General features: G+C 72.9%; 8 protein-coding genes and 2 pseudogenes. 5 read left to right on the top strand and 5 right to left on the bottom strand.

Annotation, left to right across the window (positions count from 1 at the left end; all coding sequences use genetic code 11):
• Positions 1 to 14 precede the first annotated feature (14 nt).
• Both ACWCRD_RS38295 and lanKC read right to left on the bottom strand, forming a co-directional pair.
• Positions 15 to 134, bottom strand: a complete 120-nt coding sequence (locus ACWCRD_RS38295) for a class III lanthipeptide (RefSeq protein WP_266963462.1) — start codon at positions 132 to 134, stop codon at positions 15 to 17.
• Between the two features lie 6 nt (positions 135 to 140).
• Complete coding sequence (gene lanKC, locus ACWCRD_RS38290) at positions 141 to 2,753, bottom strand: class III lanthionine synthetase LanKC (RefSeq protein ID WP_450970317.1); 2,613 nt, start codon at positions 2,751 to 2,753, stop codon at positions 141 to 143.
• A gap of 224 nt (positions 2,754 to 2,977) precedes the next feature.
• Here lanKC and ACWCRD_RS38285 point away from each other — a divergent pair, with 224 nt between their 5' ends.
• A complete protein-coding gene (locus tag ACWCRD_RS38285) occupies positions 2,978 to 4,168 on the top strand; it encodes a cytochrome P450 (RefSeq protein ID WP_450970297.1) in 1,191 nt (396 codons plus the stop codon).
• 90 nt (positions 4,169 to 4,258) lie between these two features.
• Positions 4,259 to 5,110, top strand: coding sequence for an isocitrate lyase/PEP mutase family protein (locus ACWCRD_RS38280; protein WP_450970296.1), 852 nt, complete (start codon positions 4,259 to 4,261; stop codon positions 5,108 to 5,110).
• A 3-nt stretch (positions 5,111 to 5,113) separates the two neighbouring features.
• Here the strand turns inward: ACWCRD_RS38280 and ACWCRD_RS38275 are convergent.
• The 3 genes and pseudogenes from ACWCRD_RS38275 to ACWCRD_RS38265 form a co-directional block, all read right to left on the bottom strand.
• Positions 5,114 to 6,043, bottom strand: a pseudogene (locus ACWCRD_RS38275) (dihydrolipoamide acetyltransferase family protein); the annotation flags it as partial.
• 129 nt (positions 6,044 to 6,172) lie between these two features.
• Positions 6,173 to 7,141, bottom strand: a pseudogene (locus ACWCRD_RS38270) (alpha-ketoacid dehydrogenase subunit beta); the annotation flags it as partial.
• Position 7,142: 1 nt separating this feature from the next.
• Entirely contained in the window at positions 7,143 to 8,255 is a 1,113-nt protein-coding gene (locus tag ACWCRD_RS38265) for a thiamine pyrophosphate-dependent dehydrogenase E1 component subunit alpha (RefSeq protein ID WP_450970295.1), read from the bottom strand.
• Between the two features lie 251 nt (positions 8,256 to 8,506).
• On the opposite strand from ACWCRD_RS38265, the gene ACWCRD_RS38260 reads away from it, so the two are divergent.
• The 3 genes from ACWCRD_RS38260 to ACWCRD_RS38250 are packed head-to-tail and all read left to right on the top strand — an operon-like array spanning position 8,507 to position 23,831.
• Positions 8,507 to 9,847 (top strand): cysteate synthase, encoded by a 1,341-nt coding sequence (locus ACWCRD_RS38260; protein ID WP_450970294.1) that lies wholly within the window; start codon positions 8,507 to 8,509, stop codon positions 9,845 to 9,847.
• Positions 9,844 to 17,544 (top strand): amino acid adenylation domain-containing protein, encoded by a 7,701-nt coding sequence (locus ACWCRD_RS38255; RefSeq protein ID WP_450970293.1) that lies wholly within the window; start codon positions 9,844 to 9,846, stop codon positions 17,542 to 17,544. Before ACWCRD_RS38260 ends, ACWCRD_RS38255 begins: the two co-directional genes overlap by 4 nt.
• A 5-nt stretch (positions 17,545 to 17,549) precedes the next feature.
• On the top strand, positions 17,550 to 23,831 hold the full coding sequence (locus tag ACWCRD_RS38250; RefSeq protein WP_450970292.1) for an amino acid adenylation domain-containing protein: 6,282 nt from the start codon (positions 17,550 to 17,552) through the stop codon (positions 23,829 to 23,831).
• Positions 23,832 to 24,009 lie beyond the last annotated feature (178 nt).

Below are 24,009 nucleotides of genomic sequence, written 5' to 3'. Positions count from 1 at the left end.
CGTTGGGGTGAGAACTAGCAGAGCAGCAGGCTCAGGCGGCTGCCTCCACAGCCCTTGCTCGCGCGGCTGCCCGGCGGCGGACGAAGTCCGGTTTCGGTCTCGATGGTGAGACCCTGCAGTTCGAGGAGCGACATGTGTCCTCACCTCCTCTCTCGTACTCGTGTGGGGACGGGGAAGTCATGAGCGGGCAGGTCGGGCGTCAGGAACGGCAGTCCGGTCGGCCGGGAGTGGAAGGCGGCGCCCAGGGCGAGCAGGACGCCCGCGCCGCCGGTGGCCAGGTCCATGGACAGCCGCAGCAACTGTTCGCCGGGGAAGGCCAGTTGCCCGTCCAGGAGGCAGGCGTGCCGGGTCAGGCGGCGTACGTGGTCGGCGATCAGGGGGTCCCGATCGACGGCCGTGCCGGGCGGGTGCGGGCGGCTGAGGTGGAGGATCATCCCGGCGAGACCGTCGAAGAGCCCGGGCTCGATGTAGAAGGACGCCCCGGCCGCCTTGCGGATCGCCGCGGCGGCGTCCAGGAACTCCTCGTCCGCGCGATGGGCCAGATAGTCCTCGAGCACCATGCCGATGCCCACACTGCCGTCGGCCAGATACGGCATGGTGCGCCAGCCCTCGTTCACCTCCATCGACCCCTCCTCGCGCACGACACAGCGACGCAGGTCCTGACGCAGTGCCGTGGCGGCCAGGTCGAGCAGGGCCGGGTCCTTGCTGCGCTCGTACAGGCGAAGGAACAGCAGCGCCGGCCCGGACGACCCGAACATCAGCCCCGCCCTGGGGTGGGCACCGCCGCTGGTCTCCGGCACGGCGTCGGCCGGGCCCAGGCGGTCGGCGACGACCTCCGCCACCCGGCAGGCGGTGTCCCGGCAGGTGGCGTCGCCGGTGGTGAGCGCGAAGTGCAGCAGATTGAGCCCGATACCGGACAGGCCGCCCTTGAGGTCGAGGGGCAGCGGCTCCCACCGCTCGCCCAGGCACATGTCGAGGACCTTGACGGCCTCCTCGTGGTGGCCGAGGTGCTCCAGGACATGGGCGACGCCGTGCAGGCCGTCGTAGAAGCCGAGGCGGGTGCCGGGTGCCGGGTCGAGCGCGTGCCGGATCAGCCAGTCCTCGTGGTCGGGGTGGCGTCCCGCGCCCGTGACGTCCAGCGCGTACAGCACGCCTGCGGCGCCGTGGGCGAGGCCCAGGCCGCTTCCCGGGAGCAGGAACTGCTCGATGTCGCCCGGGAAGAGCCGGTCGTGCCGCTCGGGTGCGGCGGCGGCCAGGACGGCGGAGGCGATCGAGTCCCGGGCGTGCAGCCAGCCCGCCCGGTCGGGCTCCAGCCGGGGCGCGTCGTCCGCGCCCGCGTCGATGCCGCCGTCGCCGGTGATGGTGCGTACCGCCTCGTCGAGGAAGGGGCGGGGGACCGGGAACAGCCGGGCGGCCTCCCTGGCGAGCTGCCCCGCCTTGCCGACGTCCAGTTCGATCAGGCCGGTCAGCGGCAGGAACAGGAACAGCCGCAGGCTGGCCAGCGCATACCGGTCGATGTCGAAGCCGGTGGCGCCGCGCGGGGCGATGAAGCCCGGTGCGGCGAGGACCTGGCGCCGTGCCTGCGTCACGTCCATGGCGCCCTCGAAGTCGACCAGCACGACCCTGCCGTCGGGGCGCACCAGGATGTTGTCCGTGTGGATGTCGCCGATCACGATGCCCCGCTCGTGGACCGCCGCGACCGCCTCCTCCACCTGCCGGTGGATGTCGAGAGCCCAGTCGGTGTAGTCGGCGAACGCGGCGGCCTCCGGGGCCAGCGCGGCGAGCGGATAGCGCTTGACGAACTCGTTGTACAGCGCCGTGGCCTCGACCAGCTCCTCCACGAGGAAGTGGTGACCGCCCAGCTCGAAGTGGTCACGGACCGCCGGCACGAACGGCAGTCCGGCCAGCCGTTCCAGGGCCTCCCGCTCGCGCCGGAGCCGGGTGACGGCGTCCGCGCCGTCCGGGGTGAGCCCCGCGTGCGGCCGCCCCTCCTTCAGGACGACCCGCTCCTGCGTCCGGGTGTCCACTGCGGCGTACAGTCCGCCGGCGTTGGAGAAGTGCAGCGCCTTCTCGATCCGGTAGGGCAGGTCGGCGACGGTGGTGCGGCGGCTCTCGGCGAGGTGGGGTTCGAGGAAGCCGGGCAGCTGCACCCACTCGGGCAGCCGGAAGGTGGGGCCGCGCACGTCCGGCACCAGACGGCCGGAGGGGTCCTCCACCGCCTGCTCCAGCTCGCCGTCGTCCGACACGCAGTACCGGTCGGCGAAGGCCCCGTACCTGACGTAGAGCGGACCGTCCCCCCAGCGCAGATCGCTGAGAATGTAGGGGCCCTGGCGGCCGTCGAGCAGAGCGCCCAGCTCGGTGAGGATGCGCTCGCACTCGGCCTCGTCCACGGGGTAGACGGTCACGAACTTGCCGCTGGAGCCGCGGTGCGCGTACTTCGCGTTCGCGAGGAACAGGGCGTCCATGCCGGGCAGGAACTTGAACGCGATGCGACGCGGGACGCAGTAGTCCCACACCTCGTCCAGGATCGACTGCGCGTTGTCCGGACAGGCCGAGACATGGATCTTCCAGCCCTGCCGGGGAAACACGGTGCCGGTGGGACGGCACACCGCCCAGTCGCCGAGCTCCTCGCGGGCCCATGAATCGGGCAGTGGCCGGTCTGCCTGCCGGAAGCGGCCATGCGTCCGGCCGTGATGCGGTGCGTCGTAGAAACGGGCGTCCGTGAGGCAGTAGACCTCGTACCGCTTGTCCACGGGAGTCTCCAAGGGTTCGGTCCGCCTCCCTGGTGCCTCTCACGTCCCACAATGGCAGAAGGCGCAGGCGGGGACATCGTGCGTCTGTCACCTGACCGGCGTGGGATTCACCCGGCTCCTCTGTGCGAAACGCACACCCGGGGGCGTGGATAATCACGACCGCCGGAGTATTCGAACCTCCCGAAAGGGTGTGTGTTTCCCGCCATGCGCAACGGTTTCGCACGATGAGCGTCGGCGACTCCTTCCTGCTCGGTGCCGCCACCACGCTCGACGAACTCGCCCGGGACCCGCATCCCCGTCTGGCGCGGCTGCGGGCGCACGAGCCGGTGTCCTGGCTGCCGGAGCTGGGCGGCTGGCTGGTGACGCGCCGCGACCTCGCGCTGCACGTGATGCGGGACGCCGCGACCTTCACCGTGGACGACCCCCGGTTCTCCACCGCGCAGGTCGTCGGGCCGAGCATGCTGTCGCTGGACGGGGAGCAGCACACCCGCCACCGCGAGCCGTTCAACGCCCCCTTCCGCCCGCGGCAGGTACGCGAAGGCTTCGCCTCGTTCATCGAGCAGGAGACCAGCCGGCTCATCACGGCACTGGAGCCGGTGGGTGCAGCCGAACTGAGACGCGCCTTCGCCGGACCGCTCGCGGTCGCCGTCGTGACCGAGGCACTCGGGCTGGCCGGTGCCGGCACGGACACGGTGCTCTCCTGGTACGACTCCATCGTGCGCTCCGTCTCGGACATCACCGCCGGACACGAGGCGGGACCCGAGGGAGCCGCCGCGTACGCGGAGCTACGGGCCGCCGTGGAAAACACCGTTGCCGACGCGGGCAGTTCCTCACTGCTGGTCTCCGCCGCCGGGCGGCTGGCGCTGCCCGAGGTGGCGTCCAATGCCGCGGTCCTGATGTTCGGGGGCATCGAGACCACCGAGGCGATGATCACCAATGCGCTGCTGCATCTGCTGAGCCACCCCGACCAACTGGCCCTCGTACTCGCTGACTTCGAGCTGCTGGACGGTGCGATCGAGGAGTCGCTGCGCCTGGAACCGGGCGCGGCGGTCGTGGACCGCTACGCGGTACGTGACACAGCACTGGGCCCCGCCACCATCAGCCGGGGCGATCTGGTCACGGTCTCCCTGGCCGGCGCCAACCGCGACCCGGCCGTCTTCCCCGAACCCGACCGCTTCGACGTCCGCCGCGACAACGCGCGCCTCCAACTGGCCTTCGCCCACGGCCCGCACCACTGCATCGCCGCCCACCTGGCCCGCCTGGAGACCCGCATCGCCCTCCAGCGCCTGCTCGAACGCCTCCCCGCCCTCCGCCTCGACCCGGACCGCCCCACCGCCCCACGGGGCCTGGTCTTCCGCAAGCCCCCGGCCCTCCATGTGCAGTGGGACACCTTGGACGGCCGGGGGGTCCGCTGACGGTGTCGGTGCGACGCAACGTCGTGGTCCGGGAGTGACGCACCCGGGACGAGGGTTCCGGCTCGGCCCCGCGGCTCGTAGGTTCGTCACGTGAACAGCGACAGCCGAGAACGAGCCGAACGATTCGTCCAGTTGCACCAGCAGGGCTGCTTCCTGCTCCCCAACGCATGGGACGTGGGCAGCGCCCGGATCCTGGAGGCGGCCGGCTTCCCGGCCGTGGCGACCACCAGCGCGGGAGTCGCGTTCTCCCTGGGACGCCCGGACCACGATTTCTTCGCCGAGCAGCCGGAGGGCCGCATCGACCGCGAGACGATGCTGCGCCGCATCCGCGAGATCGCCGACGAGGTCACGGTGCCGCTGAGCGCCGACCTCGAGGACGGATACGGCGAGGCGCCCGAGACCGTGGCGACCACGATCTCCATGGCGCTCGCGGCCGGCGCGGCGGGCGGCAACATCGAGGACTTCACCGGCGACCGCAAGATGCCGCTCTACGATCCGGCCCTGGCGGTCGACCGCATCCGGGCCGCCCGCGCCGCCGTGGACACGGGCGGTGAGCCCTTCGTCCTGGTCGGCAGGACCGACGCGCTGCTCGTCGGGGGCACGCTCGACGAGTGCGTCCGGCGGGCCAACGCGTATCTGGCGGCCGGAGCGGACTGCGCGTTCGTGCCGGGTGCCGCCGATGCCGGGATCATCGGCACCCTCGTGCGCGAACTCGACGGGCCGCTCAACGTGGTGATGGGCCTGACGGGCGGCACGCTGTCACTGGGCGATCTGCGCGAGCTCGGCGTACGACGCGTCACGGTCGGCGGCAGCATCGCCCGCGCGATGTACCGCCACCTGCTGAGCGCCGCACGGGAACTGGCCGACCGGGGCACCTTCTCCTACGCCGACGACCAGCTCCCGCAGTCGGACCTCAACGACCTCTTCCAGCGGCGTACTTGAGGCTCAGACGCCAGAGCCGAGGCCGTCGACGACGTGCCGGAGGAACCCTGCCGCCGTGCCGCCGTCGCAGACGCGGTGGTCGAAGGTCAGGGACACGTTGACGACCTTGCGGACCTCGACGCGGCCGTCCTTCACCCAGGGGCGGTCGGTGATGCGGCCCACCCCGATCATCGCCACCTGGGGGTGGTTGAGTATCGGAGTGGCGCCGTCGACGTCGAAGCCGCCGTAGTTGTTCAGGGTGAAGGTGCCACCGGTGCGGTGCTCGGCGGGCAGCGCACCGCGGCGGGCGAGGTCGGTGAGCCGTCGTAGTTCGGCGGCCAGGTCGTCGAGCGTGAGGCGGTCGGCGTCGCGGACCACGGGGACGACCAGCCCGTGGTCGGTCTGCGCGGCGAAGCCGAGATGCACCTGCGGCAGGCGGACGAGTTCCTGACGCTCGGCGTCGACACGGGAGTTGAGCTCAGGGAAGGCGGCCAGCGCGTCGAGGCAGGCCCGGGCCAGCAGCGGCATCACGCCGGTACCGAGGGTGGTGCGGGCGGCGAGCAGGCTGCCGGCGTCGGTGTCCGCCCAGATGGTCACCGCAGGTGTGTCCCGGTGCCCGCGGACGAACTTGTCGGCCGCGGGGCCCAGCGGGATCCGGGTGGCGGACGTCGTCGCGTTTACCGGGCCGTACGACTTGTGTACGGCATCGGTCGTCCTGGTCGTGTCCGCCGGCCGCCCGCCCGAAGTCCCATAGCCGGTCAGGACGGCACCCGAACCGGATGCCCCTGCCGACTCCTCCACGGTCAGCAGCGGCGCCCCCACCTCGACGACCTCACCCGTACCGCAGTGCAAGGCCGTGACGGTCCCCGCGAACGGGCTCGGCAACGTCACCACGGACTTGGCCGTCTCGACCTCCGCGACGACCTGATCGTGCTCGACGGGATCGCCCACGGCGACCTTCCACTCCAGCACCTCCGCCTCGGCCAGCCCCTCACCCAGGTCGGGCAGGAGGAACGTACGGCCGGACGCGGGGGCAGCGACGGCGGGAAGGGAGGGGCGGGTCCGTCGCACGGAGGAGGGCAGCAGGCGGCGCAGGCAGTCCAGCACCCGGCGCACGCCCGGCAGATGGGCGTCCTCCAGCAACGGCGGCGGATAGGGGATGTCGAGCCCGGTGACCCGCAGCACCGGAGCCCGCAGCGCGTCGAAGCACCGCTCCTGCACCCGCGCCGCGATCTCGGCGCCGACCCCGGCGAAGCCCTGCGCCTCGTGCACCACCAGGCACCGGCCGGTCCGCCGCACCGACGCGGTCAGCGCGTCGTCGTCGAGGGGTACGAGGGTGCGCAGGTCCAGCACCTCGACGTCCAGGCCTTCCGCGGCGGCCAGTCGGGCCGCCTCCAGCGCTACGGCGACCGCGGGACCGTAGGTGACGAGCGTGATGTCGTCTCCGGCGCGGCGTACGGCTGCGGTGCCGAACGGCCCGGTACGCACCGGGAGTGCGAGGGACTCCTTGGTCCAGTAGCGGCGCTTCGGCTCCAGGAAGATCACCGGGTCCGGGTCGTCGATCGCCTCGCGCAGCAGGGAGTACGCGTCCGCCGCCGTCGCCGGGGTCACGACCTTCAGGCCCGCCGTGTGCGCGTAGTACGCCTCGCTGGAGTCGCTGTGGTGCTCGACGCCGCCGATGCCGCCGCCGTAGGGGATCCGGACGACCAGGGGCAGCGGGAGGGCGCCGCGGGTGCGGTTGCGCATCTTCGCCATGTGGGAGGTGATCTGCTCGAACGCCGGGTAGGCGAACGCGTCGAACTGCATCTCCACCACCGGCCGCCAGCCGGCCATCGCCATGCCGACCGCGAGGCCCGCGATCCCGGCCTCGCTGACGGGCGTGTCGAAGCAGCGGCCCTCGCCGAAGGCGTCCCGCAGCCCGTCGGTGACCCGGAAGACGCCGCCGAGCCGGCCGACGTCCTCGCCGAAGACGACGACCCGTTCGTCCGCGCCCAGCGCGTCCCGCAGGGCGGCGTTGAGCGCCTGGGCCATCCCTGTGTCGACCGCGGTCATGTCAGCTCTCCTCCGACTCGGCCCGCAGGAGGGCTCGTTGCTCGGTGATGTGTGGGGTCGGCGAAGCGAAGACGTGGTCGAAGAGGGCCGCAGGGTCCAACTCCGGTTCTGTGCCGAGCCGTTCGCGTACGTCGGTGGCGTACGCCTCCGCCTCGGCGGCTGCGGTCTTCACGTCCTCGTCGGTCAGCAGGCCCCGGGTCCGCAGCGCCGACTCCAGCCGGGCGATCGGGTCACGCTCCCGCCAGCCGTCGGCCTCCGCGGCCGCGCGGTACCGGGAGGGGTCGTCGGCGCTGGTGTGGGGGCCCATCCGGTAGGTGTGCGCCTCGACCAGCCACGGGCCACCGCCGGCGCGGGCATCCTCAACTGCGGTGGTCAGTACGGAGAGCACGGAGGCGGCGTCGTTGCCGTCCACCTGTTCCGAGCGGATGCCGTAGCCGACCCCCTTGTACGCCAGGCTCGGTGCCGCGCACTGCTCGGACAGCGGGACCGAGATGGCGTACCCGTTGTTCTGCACCAGGAACACCACCGGAGCCTTCAACACGCCCGCCAGATTGAGGGCTTCATGGAAGTCGCCCTCGCTGGTGGCGCCGTCGCCCACCAGCGCGAGGGCGACCGTGTCCGCGCCCTTGAGGCGCTCGCCGTGGGCCAGTCCCGTGGCGTGCGCGGCGTGGGTGGCCAGCGGGGTGCACTGCGGTGCCGTGCGGTGCCGCACCGGGTCGTAGCCGCAGTGCGCGTCCCCGCGCAGCAGCGTCAGCGCCTCGACGGGGTCGATCCCCCGGCTGACCAGGGCGACACAGTCCCGGTAGGTGGGGAACAGCCAGTCGGTGGCACGCAGGGCGAGCGCGGCGCTCACCTGGCAGGCCTCCTGGCCGAGGCTGGAGGGATGGACCGCGAGCCTGCCCTGCCGGGCGAGCGCGGTCGCCTGCTCGTCGAAGCGGCGCCCGACGACCATCTTCCGGTACGCCGTCAGCAGCGTCTCGGCCGGAGGCTCGGAGTACGTCCTGCTCACCGTCCCGCCGTCCGAGGACAGAAGGGAAACCGGAACCGGGGAGGGAAGCCAGCGCGAAGGCTCCGTCCCGTTCCCCGCTTTGGTTCCCGTCGGCTTGTTGCCCATGTATCCGCCACCCTTTCCGAACGGCTTTCGCGCTTCGGATGATCTCCAGGACGTGTGCTTTCTCAACTGTCCGGCAGATAAGGGCGGATGAAGCGGAACTGAACAGTCCGCCGTTCCGTGCAAGGAGGGAGTAAGCGCTTCCTGTCTGTCAACAGGGCGTCGCCAAAAGGTAATTCGGGCGTCGCCCGCCCGTCCTGAAGTGACGGTTCCAATTGATCAGCGAAACGAGGCACTGCGGAAGGCAAGCGAAGATGTCCGGAGTAGGCCCGGGAACACGTCACTACACCGTTGTCTGTTCCTCCTGCGGAACCCGTTACGAGGACGACGGTCTCCTCCTCGACTGCTCCCGTCGGCACGAACCGGCATTCCTGCGCACCGAGTACAACAGCGAGCGGAACACAACCGGAACCCGCGTCGGTGAAAACAGCGGTCTGTTCCGGCATGCCCCGCTGCTGCCGGTGGTGCGCACGTTCCCCGACGTTCCCGGCCCGGTCGTCCACCGCGCCGAGCGGCTCGGGCGCCGTATCGGCCTCGACCGGCTGTGGGTCGCCTTCAACGGGTACTGGCCCGAGCGCGGGGCGGCCCTGCCGACCTGTACGTTCAAGGACCTCGAGGCCTACACGGTGCTCGGCCGACTGCCCGCCGGGCCGCCCGTGCTCGTCATTCCCTCAGCAGGCAACACCGCTGCCGCCTTCGCCTGGGCCGCCACCTGCCACCGGGTGCCCTGTCTGCTCGTCGTGCCCGCACCGGCCCTGGAGCGGATGCGCTTCCCCGCACCGCTCGACCCTCGCGTCCGGCTCGTGGTCCTCGACGGCACCGCCACCTACAGCGACGCCATCGCCTGCGCCGACCTGCTGTCCGCCCTGCCCGGCCACCACGCCGAGGGCGGTGCACGCAACGTCGGCCGCCGCGACGGCCTGGGCACCGTGATGCTGGCCGCCGCCGATGCCCTCGGACGGCTGCCGGAGACCTATGTGCAGGCCGTCGGCAGCGGCACCGGAGCCATCGGCGCCCACGAGGCCGCCCGCAGGCTGCGCGCCGACGGCGAGGCACTGCCCCGCCTGCTGATGTGCCAGAACGCGCCCTTCGCACCGCTGTACGACGCCTGGCGATGTACCGGTTCCGCTCCTGCCCGCCAGGACCGGGACAGCGACAGCGACAGCGATCGCGAGCTCCAGCCGCTGGCACGCGAACTGACCAACAGGCGTCCGCCGTTCACCGTCCGCGGCGGTGTGCGCGACGTGCTCTCCGAGAGCGGCGGCGACGTCCTGTGGACCGACAACATCGCCGCCCTCGCCGCGATGGCCCTGTTCGAGGAGGTCGAGGGCATCGACATCGAGCCGGGCGCCGGAGTGGCCCTGGCCGCCCTGGCCGAGTCGGCGCGAACCGGTCGCGTCCGCCGGGACGAACTCGTCCTCCTCAACATCACCGGAGGCGGCCGGGCCCGCCAGGCCCGTGACCTGCCGCTGATCCCCGCCGAGCCCTGGCTGCGCGTCCCCTGGCCCGGACGCGACGAGGGCCCGCGGCACGTGGCCGAGCTGGTGGCACGGCAGCTGACCGGCCTCACGGCGGTCACGGAGGCCGCCCGATGACCGTCCCCCGCACCCTGGACGTGTCCGCCGCCCAGCGCTCCATGTGGTTCGGGCAGCGGCTCGACCCCGCCGGGCCCGCCTACAACGTGGGCGAATACACCGAGATCCACGGCCCCGTCGACCCCGTCCGCTTCCGGGCGGCCGTCCAGCAGGTGGTGGCGGCCACCGAGACACTGCGGGTCCGGTTCACGGCCGAGGACGACACCGTCCGCCAACTCGTCGACCCCGACCCCGCCCGGGAGCTTCCCGTCGTCGACCTCACGGGCGAAGCCGACCCCCGGTCGGCCGCCGAGGCCTGGATGGCCGCCGACTTCGCCACACCGTTCGACCTCGACCGGCCACCGCTCTTCCGGTACGCGCTGCTGCACCTCACGGCCACCCACTGGATCTGGTACCAGCGCTACCACCACATCGCCGTCGACGGCTACAGCTGCTCCCTCCTCGCGCGCCGGGTCGCCGACGCCTACAGCGCCCTCGTCGCGGGCACACCGCATGTTCCGCCGGCCGCGCCCCTCGCCCCCCTGGTCGCCGCGGACGAGGCCTACCGCACCGGCCAACGGCACGCGGCGGACCGGGAGTTCTGGACGTCCGCGCTCGCCGACCGCCCCGACCCGGTGAGCCTGTCCGCCCGCCCGCCGCACGTCGCTGGGCGCTTCCTGCGCCGTACCGGCCATCTCCCGCAGACAGCAGGGGACTTGGTGCACGCGGCCGCCGAACAGGCCGGGACCCGCTGGTCGCGCGTCCTGCTCGCGGCGACCGCCGCCTATCTGCACCGGCTCACCGGAGCCCGGGACATCGTCCTGGGCCTCGCCGTCACCGCCCGCGAGAGCGAGACCGAACTCGCCACGCCGGGCATGGCGTCCAACGTGCTTCCGCTGCGGCTGCCCGTACGGCCCGACACCGCCGCCGAAGACCTCGTACGCCGGACGGCCTCCGCCACCCGCGAGCTGCTGGCGCACCAGCGGTACCGCGGCGAGGACCTCCGCCGGGAGCCGGACTGGCCGCAGGACGGCCCCCGTTTCTTCGGGCCGGTCGTCAACATCATGGCGTTCGGCCCGGAGCTGCGGTTCGCCGGGCATGCCACCACCCGCCACAACCTGTCCACGGGACCCGTCGAGGACCTCGCCGTCAACGTGTACGACCGTGCGGACGGCGACGGCATCCGCATCGACCTCGACGCGGGCCCCGACCACTACACGGACGCCGAACTCGCCGCCCATCACCGGCGCTTCGCCCGCTTCGTGGAGCACTTCGCCCGAGCCGTCATCGCCTCCGGCACCCCGGTCGGCCAGGTCGAGGTGACCTTGCCGGAGGAGCGGGCGGACGCCCGGCTCGCCGGCTCCGCCGCGCCCGCGGGAGCGGCGACGACCGTGCCGGAACTCTTCGCGGCCCGGGTCATGGCCACCCCCGACGCCACGGCGGTCATCCAGGGCGAACGCAGCAGCACCTACAGGCAGTTGAACGGCCGCGCCAACCGCCTCGCACACCGGCTGATCGCCCTCGGTGTCCGCCCGGAGGACCGCGTGGCGGTCCTGCTGGACCGCTCCGACGGACTCCTGGCCGCGCTCCTGGCCGTACTCAAGGCGGGCGCCGCATACGTCGGCCTCGACGCGCGCGCCCCGGCCGCCCGCACCCGGCAGATCCTGGCCGAGACCGGCGCAAACGTCCTGCTGACCGACACCGAGCCGACCGAACCGTACGACGCGGCGATCACGGTCGCTCCCGAGGACCCGACGCTCGCCGCCGAACCGGACACGGATCCCGCGGTGCTCCTGCACCCCGCCCAGCTCGCCTACGTCAGCTACACCTCCGGCTCCACCGGCACCCCCAAGGGCGTCGCCGTCACCCACCGCGACGTCACCGCCCTGGCCGCCGACTCGGCGTTCGCGGACGGCGCGCACGCGCGCGTGCTGGTGCACTCCCCGACGGCCTTCGACGCCTCCACCTACGAGATGTGGGTACCGCTGCTGAACGGCGGCACCGCCGTGGTCGCAGGGCCGGAGGGGGACGTGGACGCCGCCGCCGTAGCCCGTCTGACACAGCGCCACGGGCTGACGGCTCTGTGGCTCACCGCCGGGCTGTTCCGCCTCGCCGCCGAGGAGGACCCCGGCTGCTTCGCGGGGCTGCGCCAGGTGTGGACCGGCGGAGAGGCCGTGCCCGCGCCGGCGGTCCGCCGGGTCCTGACAGCCTGCCCCGGACTGACCGTCACCGACGGCTACGGCCCCACCGAGACGACCACCTTCGCCACCACCCGCCCCTGCACGGCGGCCGCGACCGTACCCGATCCGCTGCCCGTAGGCCGCCCCCTGAACGGCATGCGCGCCTACGTCCTCGACGGCGCCCTGCAGCCACAACCACCGGGCACGGTGGGGGAGCTGTACGTCGCGGGGCCCGGTGTGGCCCGCGGCTACCTCGACCGCCCCGCCGCCACCGCCGAACGCTTCACCGCCGACCCTTACGGCCCGCCCGGGTCCCGTATGTACCGCACGGGCGACCACGCGCGCGTGACGGCCGACGGCGAGCTGGAGTTCCACGGCCGCACCGACGGCCAGGTCAAACTCCGCGGCTTCCGCATCGAACTGGGCGAGGTCGAGACCGCTCTCGCCGCCCACCCCGAGGTCACCCAGGCGGTGGCCGTCGTCCGAGAGGACCGGCCGGGCGATCGACGGCTGGTCGCGTACGCGGTCCGTTCGGGACCAGCCGTGGTGGCTGCGGGGGAACAGCGGGCCGAGGGCGCCGCCGCACCCACCCCCGAAGCCCTCCGCGACCACCTGGCCGCCCGCCTGCCCGACTTCATGGTCCCCGCGGCCGTCGTGGCCCTGGACCAGCTGCCGCTGACCCCCAACGGCAAGGTCGACCGGGCCGCGCTGCCCGCCCCGACGACCGCTGCCGCCCCGCAGGCTCACGCCCCGCGCACCCCCCAGGAAGACGTCCTGTGCGCTCTCTTCGCCGACCTGCTCGGCCTCCCGGACGTCGGCTCCCGTGACGGCTTCTTCGCACTCGGCGGGCACTCGCTGCTCGCTCTGCGCCTCCTCGGGCGCATCCGTAGCACCCTCGGCGTCGAGCTGACCCTGCGCGACGTCTTCCAGGCGCCCACGCCGGCCGGGCTCGCCCGGCTGCTGTCCGCCGCCCAGGCGGCCGTACGCCCCGCCCCGCGGCCCACTCCGCGCACGGCCCTCGACGGGACCCCGCTGTCGTCCGCCCAGCGGCGGCTGTGGTTCCTGCACCGGCTGGAGGGCCCGAGCGCGGCCTACAACATCCCCCTCGCCGTACGGCTGACCGGCGCCCCCCTCGACGTGGACGCGCTGCACGCGGCCCTCACGGACCTCGTCGCCCGGCATGAGATCCTGCGCACCGTCTACCCGGACGCCGGCGGCCTTCCGTCCCAGCGGCTGCTGGACCGAGCCGAGCCGGACCTGTGTGTCGACCAGGTGACCGAGGCCCAACTGCCTGATCGGCTGGCTCAGTTGGCGGGGGAGGCATGTGAGATCGCAGAGGGCGTGCCGTTCCGCGCGCACCTCCTCACCCTGGGCCCCGAGGACCACGTCCTCCTCCTGGTCCTGCACCACATCGCCGCCGACGGCTGGTCCCTGGACCCCCTCCTCCTGGATGTGACGACGGCCTATCGGGCCCGGCTGGAGGGCCGGGAGCCGGGCTGGGCGCCCCTGCCCCTCCAGTACGCCGACTACTGCGTCTGGCAGCACGAGGTGCTCGGCGACGACCAGGACCGTCAACTCGACCACTGGCGCGCGGCGCTCGCCGGGCTCCCGGACGAACTCCCGCTCCCCGCCGACCGCCCGCGCCCGGCCCGCGCCACCCACCGGGGCGGCGACATCCCCGTCCGGCTGGACGCGGACCTGCACCGGCGACTGCGGGCCCTGGCCGGCGAGACCGGCACGACGGTGTTCATGGTGGTGCAGGCGGGCCTCGCCGCCCTGCTGACCCGGCTGGGCGCGGGCACCGACATCCCGATCGGCACGCCGGTCGCCGGTCGTGCCGACGAGGTGCTGGACGACCTGGTCGGCTGCTTCGTCAACACCCTCGTGCTGCGCACCGACACCTCGGGCGACCCCAGCTTCCGTGAACTGCTGGCCCGGGTCCGGGAGATTGACCTGGCGGCCTACGCCCACCAGGAGCTGCCCTTCGAGCACCTGGTGGAGGCCCTCAACCCGCCTCGATCGCTTGCCCGGCACCCGCTCTTCCAGGTGATGCTCGCCTTCCGGCCGACCGCCGGACCCCGCCTCGACCTCCCCGGACTGCATGCCCGCATGCTCCCCGTGGAGACCGGCGCCACCAAGATCGATCTGACCTTCAACCTGGGCGAGCACCGTGCCCCCGACGGCTCCCCGGACGGCATCGAGGGCATCCTCCAGTACAGCGCCGACCTCTTCGACCGGCGCACGGCCGAGGACCTGGCCGCCCGTCTGGAGCGGCTGCTGCGGGCCGCGGTCAGCCATCCCGACCGCGTCATCGGCAGCCATGACATCCTCGGCGACCGCGAACGTCACCGGCTTCTGACCGAGTTCAACGACACGGCGCGCGAAGTACCGGACGCCACCTTCCCTCGCCTCTTCGAGGCGCGCGCCGCCGAGACACCGGACACCGTCGCCGTGGAGGACGGCACCAACTCACTGACATATCGTCAACTCGATGACCACGCCGATCGGTTGGCGCGAGTCCTCTCTTCGCACGGTGCCGGTCCGGGGCGGATCGTCGCGTTCTCGCTGCCCCGTTCGGCCGACCTCGCGGTCGCCGTGCTCGCCGTCCTCAAGGCCGGCGCCGCGTATCTGCCGCTGGACCCGGAACATCCGGCTGAGCGCACCGCCCATCTGCTCGCCGACGCGGACCCGGTGTGTGTGATCGCCAGGGAACGGCTCCCCGCCGAGTCCAGCGTCGGCTGCCCGGCCGTGGCTCCCGACGCGGTCCCGGACGATCCCGGCACACCGCTCCCGGAGGCCCGGCCCGGCGACCCCGCCTACCTGATCTACACCTCCGGCACCACCGGCCGCCCCAAGGGCGTCGTCGTCGAGCACCGCAACCTCACCACCTATGTGGCCCGTTGTGTCGAGGCGTACCCGAGTCTGCGCGGTACCTCACTGCTGCACGCCACGTTGTCCTTCGACGCCACCGTGACCACCCTGCACGGGGCGCTCGCCGCCGGCGGCCGGGTGCACATCGCCGGTTTCCACGACGCGGGGGCGGCGCCGGCGGACGGCGGCTACACCTTCCTCAAGGCGACCCCCAGCCACCTGCCGTTGCTGCCCGCCCTGCCGCACGACCTCTCGCCCGCCGAGGAGTTCATGCTCGGCGGCGAGGCACTGGTCGGCGAGGCCCTGCGCACCTGGCGCCGCGACCACCCCGACGCACGCCTGATCAACCACTACGGCCCGACCGAGCTCACCGTCGGCTGCACCGACCACCGCATCGAGCCCGGCGACGAACTGCCGACCGGGCCGGTGCCCATCGGCCGCCCCATGTGGAACACCCGGGCGTATGTGCTCGACGCCCGGCTGAACCTCGTACCGGCCGGTGTCGAGGGCGAGTTGTACGTCGCCGGTGATCACGTGGCCCGCGGCTACTGGAGGCGGCCCGGTCTGACCGCCGAGCGGTTCGTCGCCGACCCCTTCGATCCGTCCGGCGGGCGCATGTACCGGACCGGGGATCTGGCCGTGTGGCGGGCCGACGGCACCCTGGAACTGCGCGGGCGGGCCGACGGCCAGCTCAAGATCCGGGGACTGCGGATCGAGCCCGGCGAGGTCGAGGGCGTGCTCACCGCCCATCCGGCCGTCGCCCAGGCCGCGGTGGTGGTCCACGAGGACCGGACCGGCGTCCGGCGCCTGGTCGGATACGTCGTAGGAGCCACCGAGACCGACTGCCCCGCCGTCCTCGCGCACGCCGCCCGCCGGCTGCCCGCCCACATGGTCCCCGAGGCGCTCGTGGCGCTCGACGCGCTGCCGATGACCGCCAACGGCAAGCTGGACCGCGCCGCGCTGCCCGCACCGGACACCACCCGGGGCACGGCGACGGGACGGGCGCCGCGCACCCCCCAGGAGGAGGCACTCAGGGATCTGTTCGCCGAGGTCCTCGGAGTTGCCGCCGACACCGTCGGTGTCGACGACGGCTTCTTCGACCTGGGCGGTGACAGCATCACCTCCATCCACCTGGTCAGCCGCGCGCTCACCGAAGGGCTGCGGCTGACCCCGCGGGACGTGTTCGAGCACCGTACGGTCGCCGGTCTCGCCGCCGCGGCCGCCGATCGTCCGGCTGCCGGCCCGGCCGCCGAACAGGACTCGCCGATCGGAACGCTGCCCCTCACCCCGGCCATGCACCGGCTGCGGGAACGCGGCGGCCCGATCGGGGCGTTCAGCCAGTCGGTGCTGCTCGTCACTCCGCCGGGCGCGGACGAGAAGCGCCTGACCGCCGCGCTGCAGGCCGTACTCGACCACCACGACGTGCTGCGGATGCGTCTGACGCCCGACGAATGGACGGCCGAGATTCCTGCGCCCGGCACCGTCGACGCGGCCACGGTGCTGGAATGCGTCGCCGGACCGGCCGACTTCGCACAGCTGGTGAACAAATCGGCGTCACAACTCCGCCCGGAGCAAGGCGAGTTGCTGCGCGCGGTGTGGTGCGACGCCGGTCCCGGCCGCCCCGGGCGGCTCCTGCTGACCATCCATCACCTCGCCGTGGACGGTGTGTCCTGGCGCATCCTGCGCTCCGACCTGGCCGCGGCCTGGCGTGAGGAGGACCTCCCCGAGCAGGGCACTTCCTTCCGGCACTGGGCCCGGCTGCTGGAGCGGGAGGCCGGCACACCGGCACGGGCAACGGAAATCGACGTGTGGCGCCACACGGTGGGGGATCCCGGTCCTCTGCTGGGCACCCGCAGGCCCGATCCCCGGCGAGACGTCGTCGGCGAGATGCGCCATCTCACCCGGCAGCTCCCGGCCGCGGTCACCAACGATCTGCTCACCACCGTGCCCGCCGCCTTCCACGCCGGACCCGACGACGTCCTGCTCGCCGCGCTGGCCGCAGCGTTCGTGCGCTGGCGGCGCGCCAAGGACGGCCACCCGGCCCTCCTGCTGGACGTCGAGCGGCACGGCCGCGAGGAGATCGCCGACGGACTGGACCTGTCGCGCACGGTCGGCTGGTTCACCAGCGTCGTGCCCGCCCGGCTCGACCTCGCCGGAGCCGACCCCGCGGATCCGGCCCAGGTCCTCAAGACCGTCAAGGAACAGCTGCGGTCCGTCCCGGACCACGGCATCGGATACGGCCTGCTGCGCCATCTCGATCCCTCCAACGGGCCGCTCCTCGCGGTTCTCCCGACACCGGAGATCGGCTTCAACTACCTGGGCCGGACAGCCCGTTCGGTCGAGGGCGACTGGTCCCTCGCACCGGAACCGCTGCGCAATTTCGGCGCCGTGCACGATCCCGCCATGCCCGTGGCCCACGGCCTGGAGATCACCGCCGTGACCGCAGAGGACGGCCGGCTCGACACCACCTGGTCCTGGGCCCCCGGCATCTGGTCCGAGGACGACGTACACGCCCTCGCGGACCGGTGGCTGGCGGAGCTGACCGCGCAGGCCGCGGGCGGCACCCGCGAGGCGGGCGGGCACACCCCGTCCGACCTGCCCCTGGTGTCGCTGTCCCAAGCAGAGATCGACGAACTCGAAGCCGAGTTCGGCAATGAGTGGAGGTAACCCAGGTGACTCGGACCGGTTCCGGAATCGCCGACATCCTGCCCCTGTCGCCGCTGCAGGAGGGCCTGCTCTTCCACGCCCTGTACGACGACGAGCAGTCCCCCGACCTCTACGCGACCCAGCAGATCCTGGAGTTGGAGGGCCCCGTCGACCCCGCGGCCGTACGCGCCGCCGGACAGGCCCTGCTCGACCGGCACCCCAACCTGCGCGCCTGCTTCCGCCGCCGGGACGCCGGGCGGCCCCTGCAGATCGTGCCCACGGACGTCGAACTTCCCTGGGCGGAGGCCGACCTGACGGCCCTCGGGGAGAGCGAGCGCGACAAGGAGTGGGAACGGCTGCTGGACGAGGAACGCGCCCGCCGGTTCGACCTCGCCAAGCCCCCGCTCCTGCGGTACGTGCTGGTCAAGTGGTCCGCTGACCGCTACCGCCTGCTCGTCACCAATCACCACATCCTGCTGGACGGTTGGTCGAAGCAGCTGCTGGTACGCGAGTTCACCACCCTGCACGCGGGGGAACACCCCACCGCCCTGCCGCCGGCGCCCGCCTACCGCGACTACCTCGCCTGGCTGGAACGCCAGGACCGCACCGCCGCCGAGACGGCCTGGCGCGACGCCCTCTCGGATGCGGACGAGCCCACCCTGCTCGCCCCCGGCCCGACCACCGCCGTCCTGCCCCGCGAACTCGTCGTCGAACTCCCCGAGCAGCCGACCAGCGCCGCCGAGGCCACCGCCCGCTCCCTCGGGGTTACTCTCAACACGCTCGTCCAGGGCGCCTGGGGCGTCCTGCTGGGCCGCCTGACCGACCGCACCGACATCGTCTTCGGCCAGGCGGTGACCGTGCGCCCGCCCGAGCTGCCCAACATCGCCTCCATGGTGGGCTTCTGCATCAACACCGTTCCCACCCGGGTCCGTTGGGACGAGGACGGCAGTGTCACGGACCTCCTCACGGCGCTGCACCAGCGGCAGGCCGCCCTGCTTCCGCACCAGCACCTGGGACTCGCCGACATCAGGCGCTCCGCGGGAAGCAGCGGCGAACTCTTCGACACCCTGCTGGCCTTCGAGAACCACCCGGCCACGACCGGTCCCGGCGCCTCCCGGGTCACCCAGCTCACCGGCCGCGACGCCACCCACTACCCGCTCACCCTCGCCGTCCTGCCCGCCGGCCGCCTCGCCCTGCGCCTGTCCTACCGGCCCGACCTGTACGACGAGAGGGGCGCCCGGCAGCTCCTGGACCGGTTCGCCGCCGTACTGGAGGCCTTCGTGGCCGACCCGACGCGGCGCGTGCGCGAGGTCGAGGTCCTGCTGCCGGAAGAGCGGGAGCTGCTGCCGGGCTGGGACGCAGACGCGTCCGTACCGTCGTCGGCCACCCTGACCGAGCTGTTCGCTGCCCAGGCGGCCCGTACCCCCGACGCCACGGCCGTGCTGCACGAGGGCACCCGCCTCAGCTACGCCGAACTCGACGCGCGGGCCGACCGCCTGGCTCACCTGCTGGCGGCGCGCGGTGCGGGCCCGGAGCGACTGGTGGCGCTCGCACTGCCGCGTTCCCCCGAGCTGGTGGTGGCCGTGCTGGCGGTCCTGAAGACCGGCGCCGCGTATGTGCCGATGGACCCGGAGTACCCGGCGGACCGGCTGGAGTTCATGCTGGCCGACGCCGATCCGGTGCTGCTGGTCACCGTGCCGGACGTTGCCGCGGGCCTGCCGCCAAGCGAGATCCCAGTGGTCACCCCGGACGAGGCGCTGACCTGTCCCGGCAGGGCCCCCGAGGCGCCGTTCCTGACCGCCGACCACCTCGCCTACGTCATCTACACCTCGGGCTCGACCGGCCGCCCCAAGGGCGTCGCGGTCCCGCACCACAACGTCATACGGCTCTTCTCGGCCACACGGCACTGGTTCGACTTCGGCCCGGACGACGTGTGGACGCTCTTCCACTCCTACGCGTTCGACTTCTCGGTGTGGGAGCTGTGGGGCGCTCTGCTGCACGGCGGCACGCTCGTGGTCGTCCCGCATGCGGTGAGCCGTGATCCGGAAGAGTTCCTGCGGCTGCTCGCGCGCGAACGCGTCACGGTGCTGAACCAGACGCCCTCGGCCTTCGGTGAACTCCTGCGCGCGGAGGCCGCCCTGCCGGACGCAGGGCGCGAACTGGCCCTGCGGTACGTGGCTTTCGGCGGTGAGGCACTCGACTTCACGCTGGTCGCCGAGTGGTACACCCGGCACCTGCAGGACACACCCGTACTGGTCAACATGTACGGCATCACAGAGACGACGGTCCATGTCACCGGCCTGCCGCTGACAAAGGCCGCGGTGGGCGACCGGCCGCAGGCCAGTGGCATCGGGCGGCCGATCCCCGACCTGCGCGCATACGTCCTCGACTCGGGCCTGCGGCTCGTGCCCCCGGGTGGGACCGGCGAGCTGTACGTGGCGGGAGCGGGCCTCGCGCGCGGGTACCTGGGGCGGCCGGGGCTGACGGCCGGGCGCTTCGTGGCCGATCCGTACGCGGCAGTACCTGGGGAACGGATGTACCGTACGGGCGACTTGGTGCGGCAGTCGCCCGACGGGGAGCTGGCGTACCTCGGCCGGGCGGACGACCAGGTCAAGATCCGGGGCTTCCGCATCGAACTCGGCGAGGTGGAGGCAGCCCTCGCAGACCATCCCGACGTGGTGCAGGCTGTCGTCCTCGTACGGGACGGACGGCTGGTCGGCTACGCCGTCGGACGAGCCCTCGACGCGGACGCCCTGCGTCGCCACGCGGCGCGGACGCTGCCGGACCACATGGTCCCCTCCGCCGTGGTCGTCCTCGACCGGCTGCCACTGACCGCCAACGGCAAGCTGGACCGCGCCGCCCTGCCGGCACCTTCCGTGCAGAGCGGCGGCCGCGCCCCGCGCACCCCGCAGGAGGAGATCCTGTGCGGGCTCTACGCCGACGTCCTCGGCCTGGACCCGCAACGGGTCGGCGCGGACGACGGCTTCTTCGACCTCGGCGGCGACTCCCTGCTCGCCATGCGCCTCACCGACCGCATCAGGAGTGCGCTGGGCGTCGCACTGCCCGTACGGACGGTGTTCGAGGCGGCGACGCCTGCCGGGCTGGCGGTGCGAATCGGCGAAGGCGAGGGCGGCGCCCGGCGCCCCGAACTCACCGTGCGGGAACGCGGGCACGCTCCGATTCCGCTGTCGTACGCCCAGCAGCGGCTGTGGTTCCTGAGCCGTCTCGACGGCGCCAACACGTACACGGTCCCCTGGGCGCTGCGCCTCACCGGCCCCCTCGACCGTGAGGCGCTGACGGCGGCGCTCGCCGACGTCGTGACCCGCCACGAACCCCTGCGCACCCTCCACCCCGACTTCCAGGGCATCCCGTACCAGCGGATCCTCGACCCGGAGGCCGGACGCCCGGACCTCACCGTCGTACCGGTCACCGAGGCGGAACTGCCCGCGCTGCTCACCACCGCGGCAGGGCACCGCTTCGACCTCTCCGCCGAAACCCCGCTGCGCGCCACCCTGTTCACCCTCGGCGACGACACGCACGTCCTGCTGCTGCTCGCCCACCACATCGCCGTCGACGGCTGGTCCATGGCGCCCCTGATGCGCGACCTGGAGACGGCGTACACGGCCCGGACCAGCGGATGTGCCCCGCAGTGGCGGCCACTGCCCGTCCAGTACGCCGACTTCGCCCACTGGCAGCGCGAACTGCTCGGCGCGACGGCAGGCGACGCAGGAAGCCTGCTGGAACGTCAGACCGCCTTCTGGCGCCAGGCGTTGGCGGGCGTCCCGGAGGAGCTGCCGCTCCCCGTCGACCGTCCCAGGCCGGCCGAGCCCAGCGGACGCGGCGACCGCGCCGAACTCACCGTCGGCGCAGAGCTGCATGCAGCGCTCGCCGACCTCGCCTCAGCCTCCCGGGTCACCCTGTTCATGGTGCTCCAGGCAGGTCTCGCCGCGACGCTGACCAGGGTGGGTTCGGGTACCGACATCACCATGGGCACGCCGGTCGCCGGACGCGCCGACTCCCGGCTGGACGACCTGGTCGGCTTCTTCGTCAACAGCCTCACTCTGCGCACCGACACATCGGGCAACCCCACTTTCCGTGAACTGCTGGCCCGCGTCCGGGACTTCGACCTCGCCGCCTACGCCCACCAGGACGTGCCGTTCGACCTCCTCGTGGATGCCCTCAGCCGGCAGCGCAGCCTCGCCCGCCATCCGCTGTTCCAGGTGATGCTGGCGTTCACCGGTCACGCCTCGGACGTCGCCCTGTCCCTGCCCGGTCTGGGCGTCGTACGCGAGCCAGTCGAGACCGGAGCCGCCCGCTTCGACCTCTGCCTCTACCTCAGCGAGCGCCGCCAGGGCGACGGCGCCCCGGCCGGTATCGACGGCATCGCCGAGTACAGCACCGACCTGTTCGACCCGGCCACGGTTCAGCTGCTCACACGGCGGCTCGTCCGCTTCCTGGCCGCCGTCGCCGCCGATCCCGATCTGCGCGTGGCGGACGTGGACCTCCCGGAGGACGACGAATGGCAGCGGCGCGGTCAGTCGAACACGGCCTCCGTAGAAGTCCGCGAGGCACCACCCGCGCCCGGTGCCGTTGAGCGACAGGAACCGGCGACCCCGGCCGAGCGCATCCTCGCCGGGCTCTTCCGCGAGCTGCTCAAGCTGCCCGAAGTCCCGCTCGACAAGGACTTCTTCGCCCTCGGCGGCGACAGCATCACCTCGATCCGGCTGGTGAGCCGGGCCGCCGAGGCCGGAGTCGTGATCAGCGCCCGGGACGTCTTCAAGCACCAGACGGTGAAGGAACTCGCGGCGGTGGCCCGTGGACCGGTCGGCGGTACCGCCGACGGCGTGGGGGGCGTCCACGCGACCGACGGCGTGGGCACGGTCCCGCTCACCCCGATCATGCGGTGGCTGCTCGAACGCGGCGGCCCGATCGGGCGGTTCAGCCAGTCCGTCTTGCTGACGGTTCCGGCGGACGCCGGTCTGCCGCGGCTGACCGACGCCCTGCAGGCGGTGCTCGACCACCACGACATGCTGCGCTCCCGGCTCACCCCGGCCCCGGAACTCGACGTCACCCCTGCAGGCCGCGTCCGCGCCGCGGACCTGCTCGACCGCCGGGATGTCTCCGATTCCTCCGGCGTCGACGACCTCCGCGCGGCCGTGGCCGAGGAGTTCGACCGGGCTGTGGGACTGCTCGATCCGGTGGCCGGGGCGATGGTCCGGGCCGTGTGGTTCGACGCCGGACCGGACCGCGTCGGACGGCTGCTGCTGGTCGTCCACCACCTGGCCGTGGACGGCGTGTCCTGGCGCATCCTCGTACCCGATCTGAAGGCCGCCTGGGAGGCCGTCGCCGCCGGACGCAGCCCCCAACTGGCGCCCGTCGGCACATCGTTCCGCCACTGGTCCCTGACGCTGGGCCGACAGGCCCGTACGCCGTCGCGGGTCGCCGAGGCCGAACTGTGGCGCCGCATCGCCGACGCCCCGCGCGCCCCGCTCGGCCGACGCCCGCTCGACCCCGACCGGGACACCGCCGCCACCACGCGCTCCGTGCGGCTCACCCTGCCGACCGAGACCACGGGACCGCTGCTCACCAGCGTCCCGGCCGCCTTCCACCTCGGTGTCCAGGACGTCCTGCTCGCCGGCCTCGCGCTGGCCGTCGCCGACCGGCAGGGCTCCCCGCACGTCGTGCTCGACGTGGAAGGGCACGGCCGCGAGGAAGTGACACCCGGGCTCGAACTGTCGGCCACGGTCGGCTGGTTCACCTCGCTCTACCCGGTCCACCTGGATCTGCAGGGCGTGGACGTGGCTGACGCCCTGGCCGCCGGACCCGCGGCCGACCTCGCCGCCACCCGGGTCGCGGAGCGGCTGCGTGAACTGCCCGACCACGGCGTGGGACACGGCCTGCTGCGCCACCTCAACCCGGACACGGCATCCGAGTTGGCCAAGGCGCCCGCACCGGCGATCGGCTTCAACTACCTCGGCCGGTTCACCGCCCCCGCCGCCACCGGCACAGAGCCGTGGGCCTTCGCCCCGGAGTCGTCGGCACTCGGTACCGGCTGCGACCCCGGCCTCGCCGCCGCCCATGCCCTCGACATCAACGCGGTCGTCCACGACATGCCCACCGGACCACGGCTGGTGGCCGACTGGGCGTGGCCCGAGGACGTGCTGACCGAGCCGGAGGTACGGGCGCTGGCCGAGTCCTGGTTCACGGCACTCACCGCACTCGTGTCCCGGTCCGGCAACGAGGCCGGTCTGTCGGTTGCGGGCCTGTCCCGGGACGAGCTGGACGAGCTGGCTGCGGGCCTTGACTGAGCGCTCCCCGTCGAACGTCTGCAGCGCCATCGTGGCTGGCCGCGCCCGCGCGGCGGAGCCGCATACGGATACGGCCCCGCGCCCTTTCGGGGCGCTGCCGAACCGCAGCGGAGTTCGCCCGCCCGTGCCCGGCCGACCTTCCGAGAAGACCAGCAGCTCCAGCAGAGCCAGAACACAG

This window comes from Streptomyces sp. NPDC002092, assembly GCF_053593775.1.
Note: the sequence above shows the minus strand (reverse complement) of the source record. Positions and strands in the feature narration are given on the sequence as shown.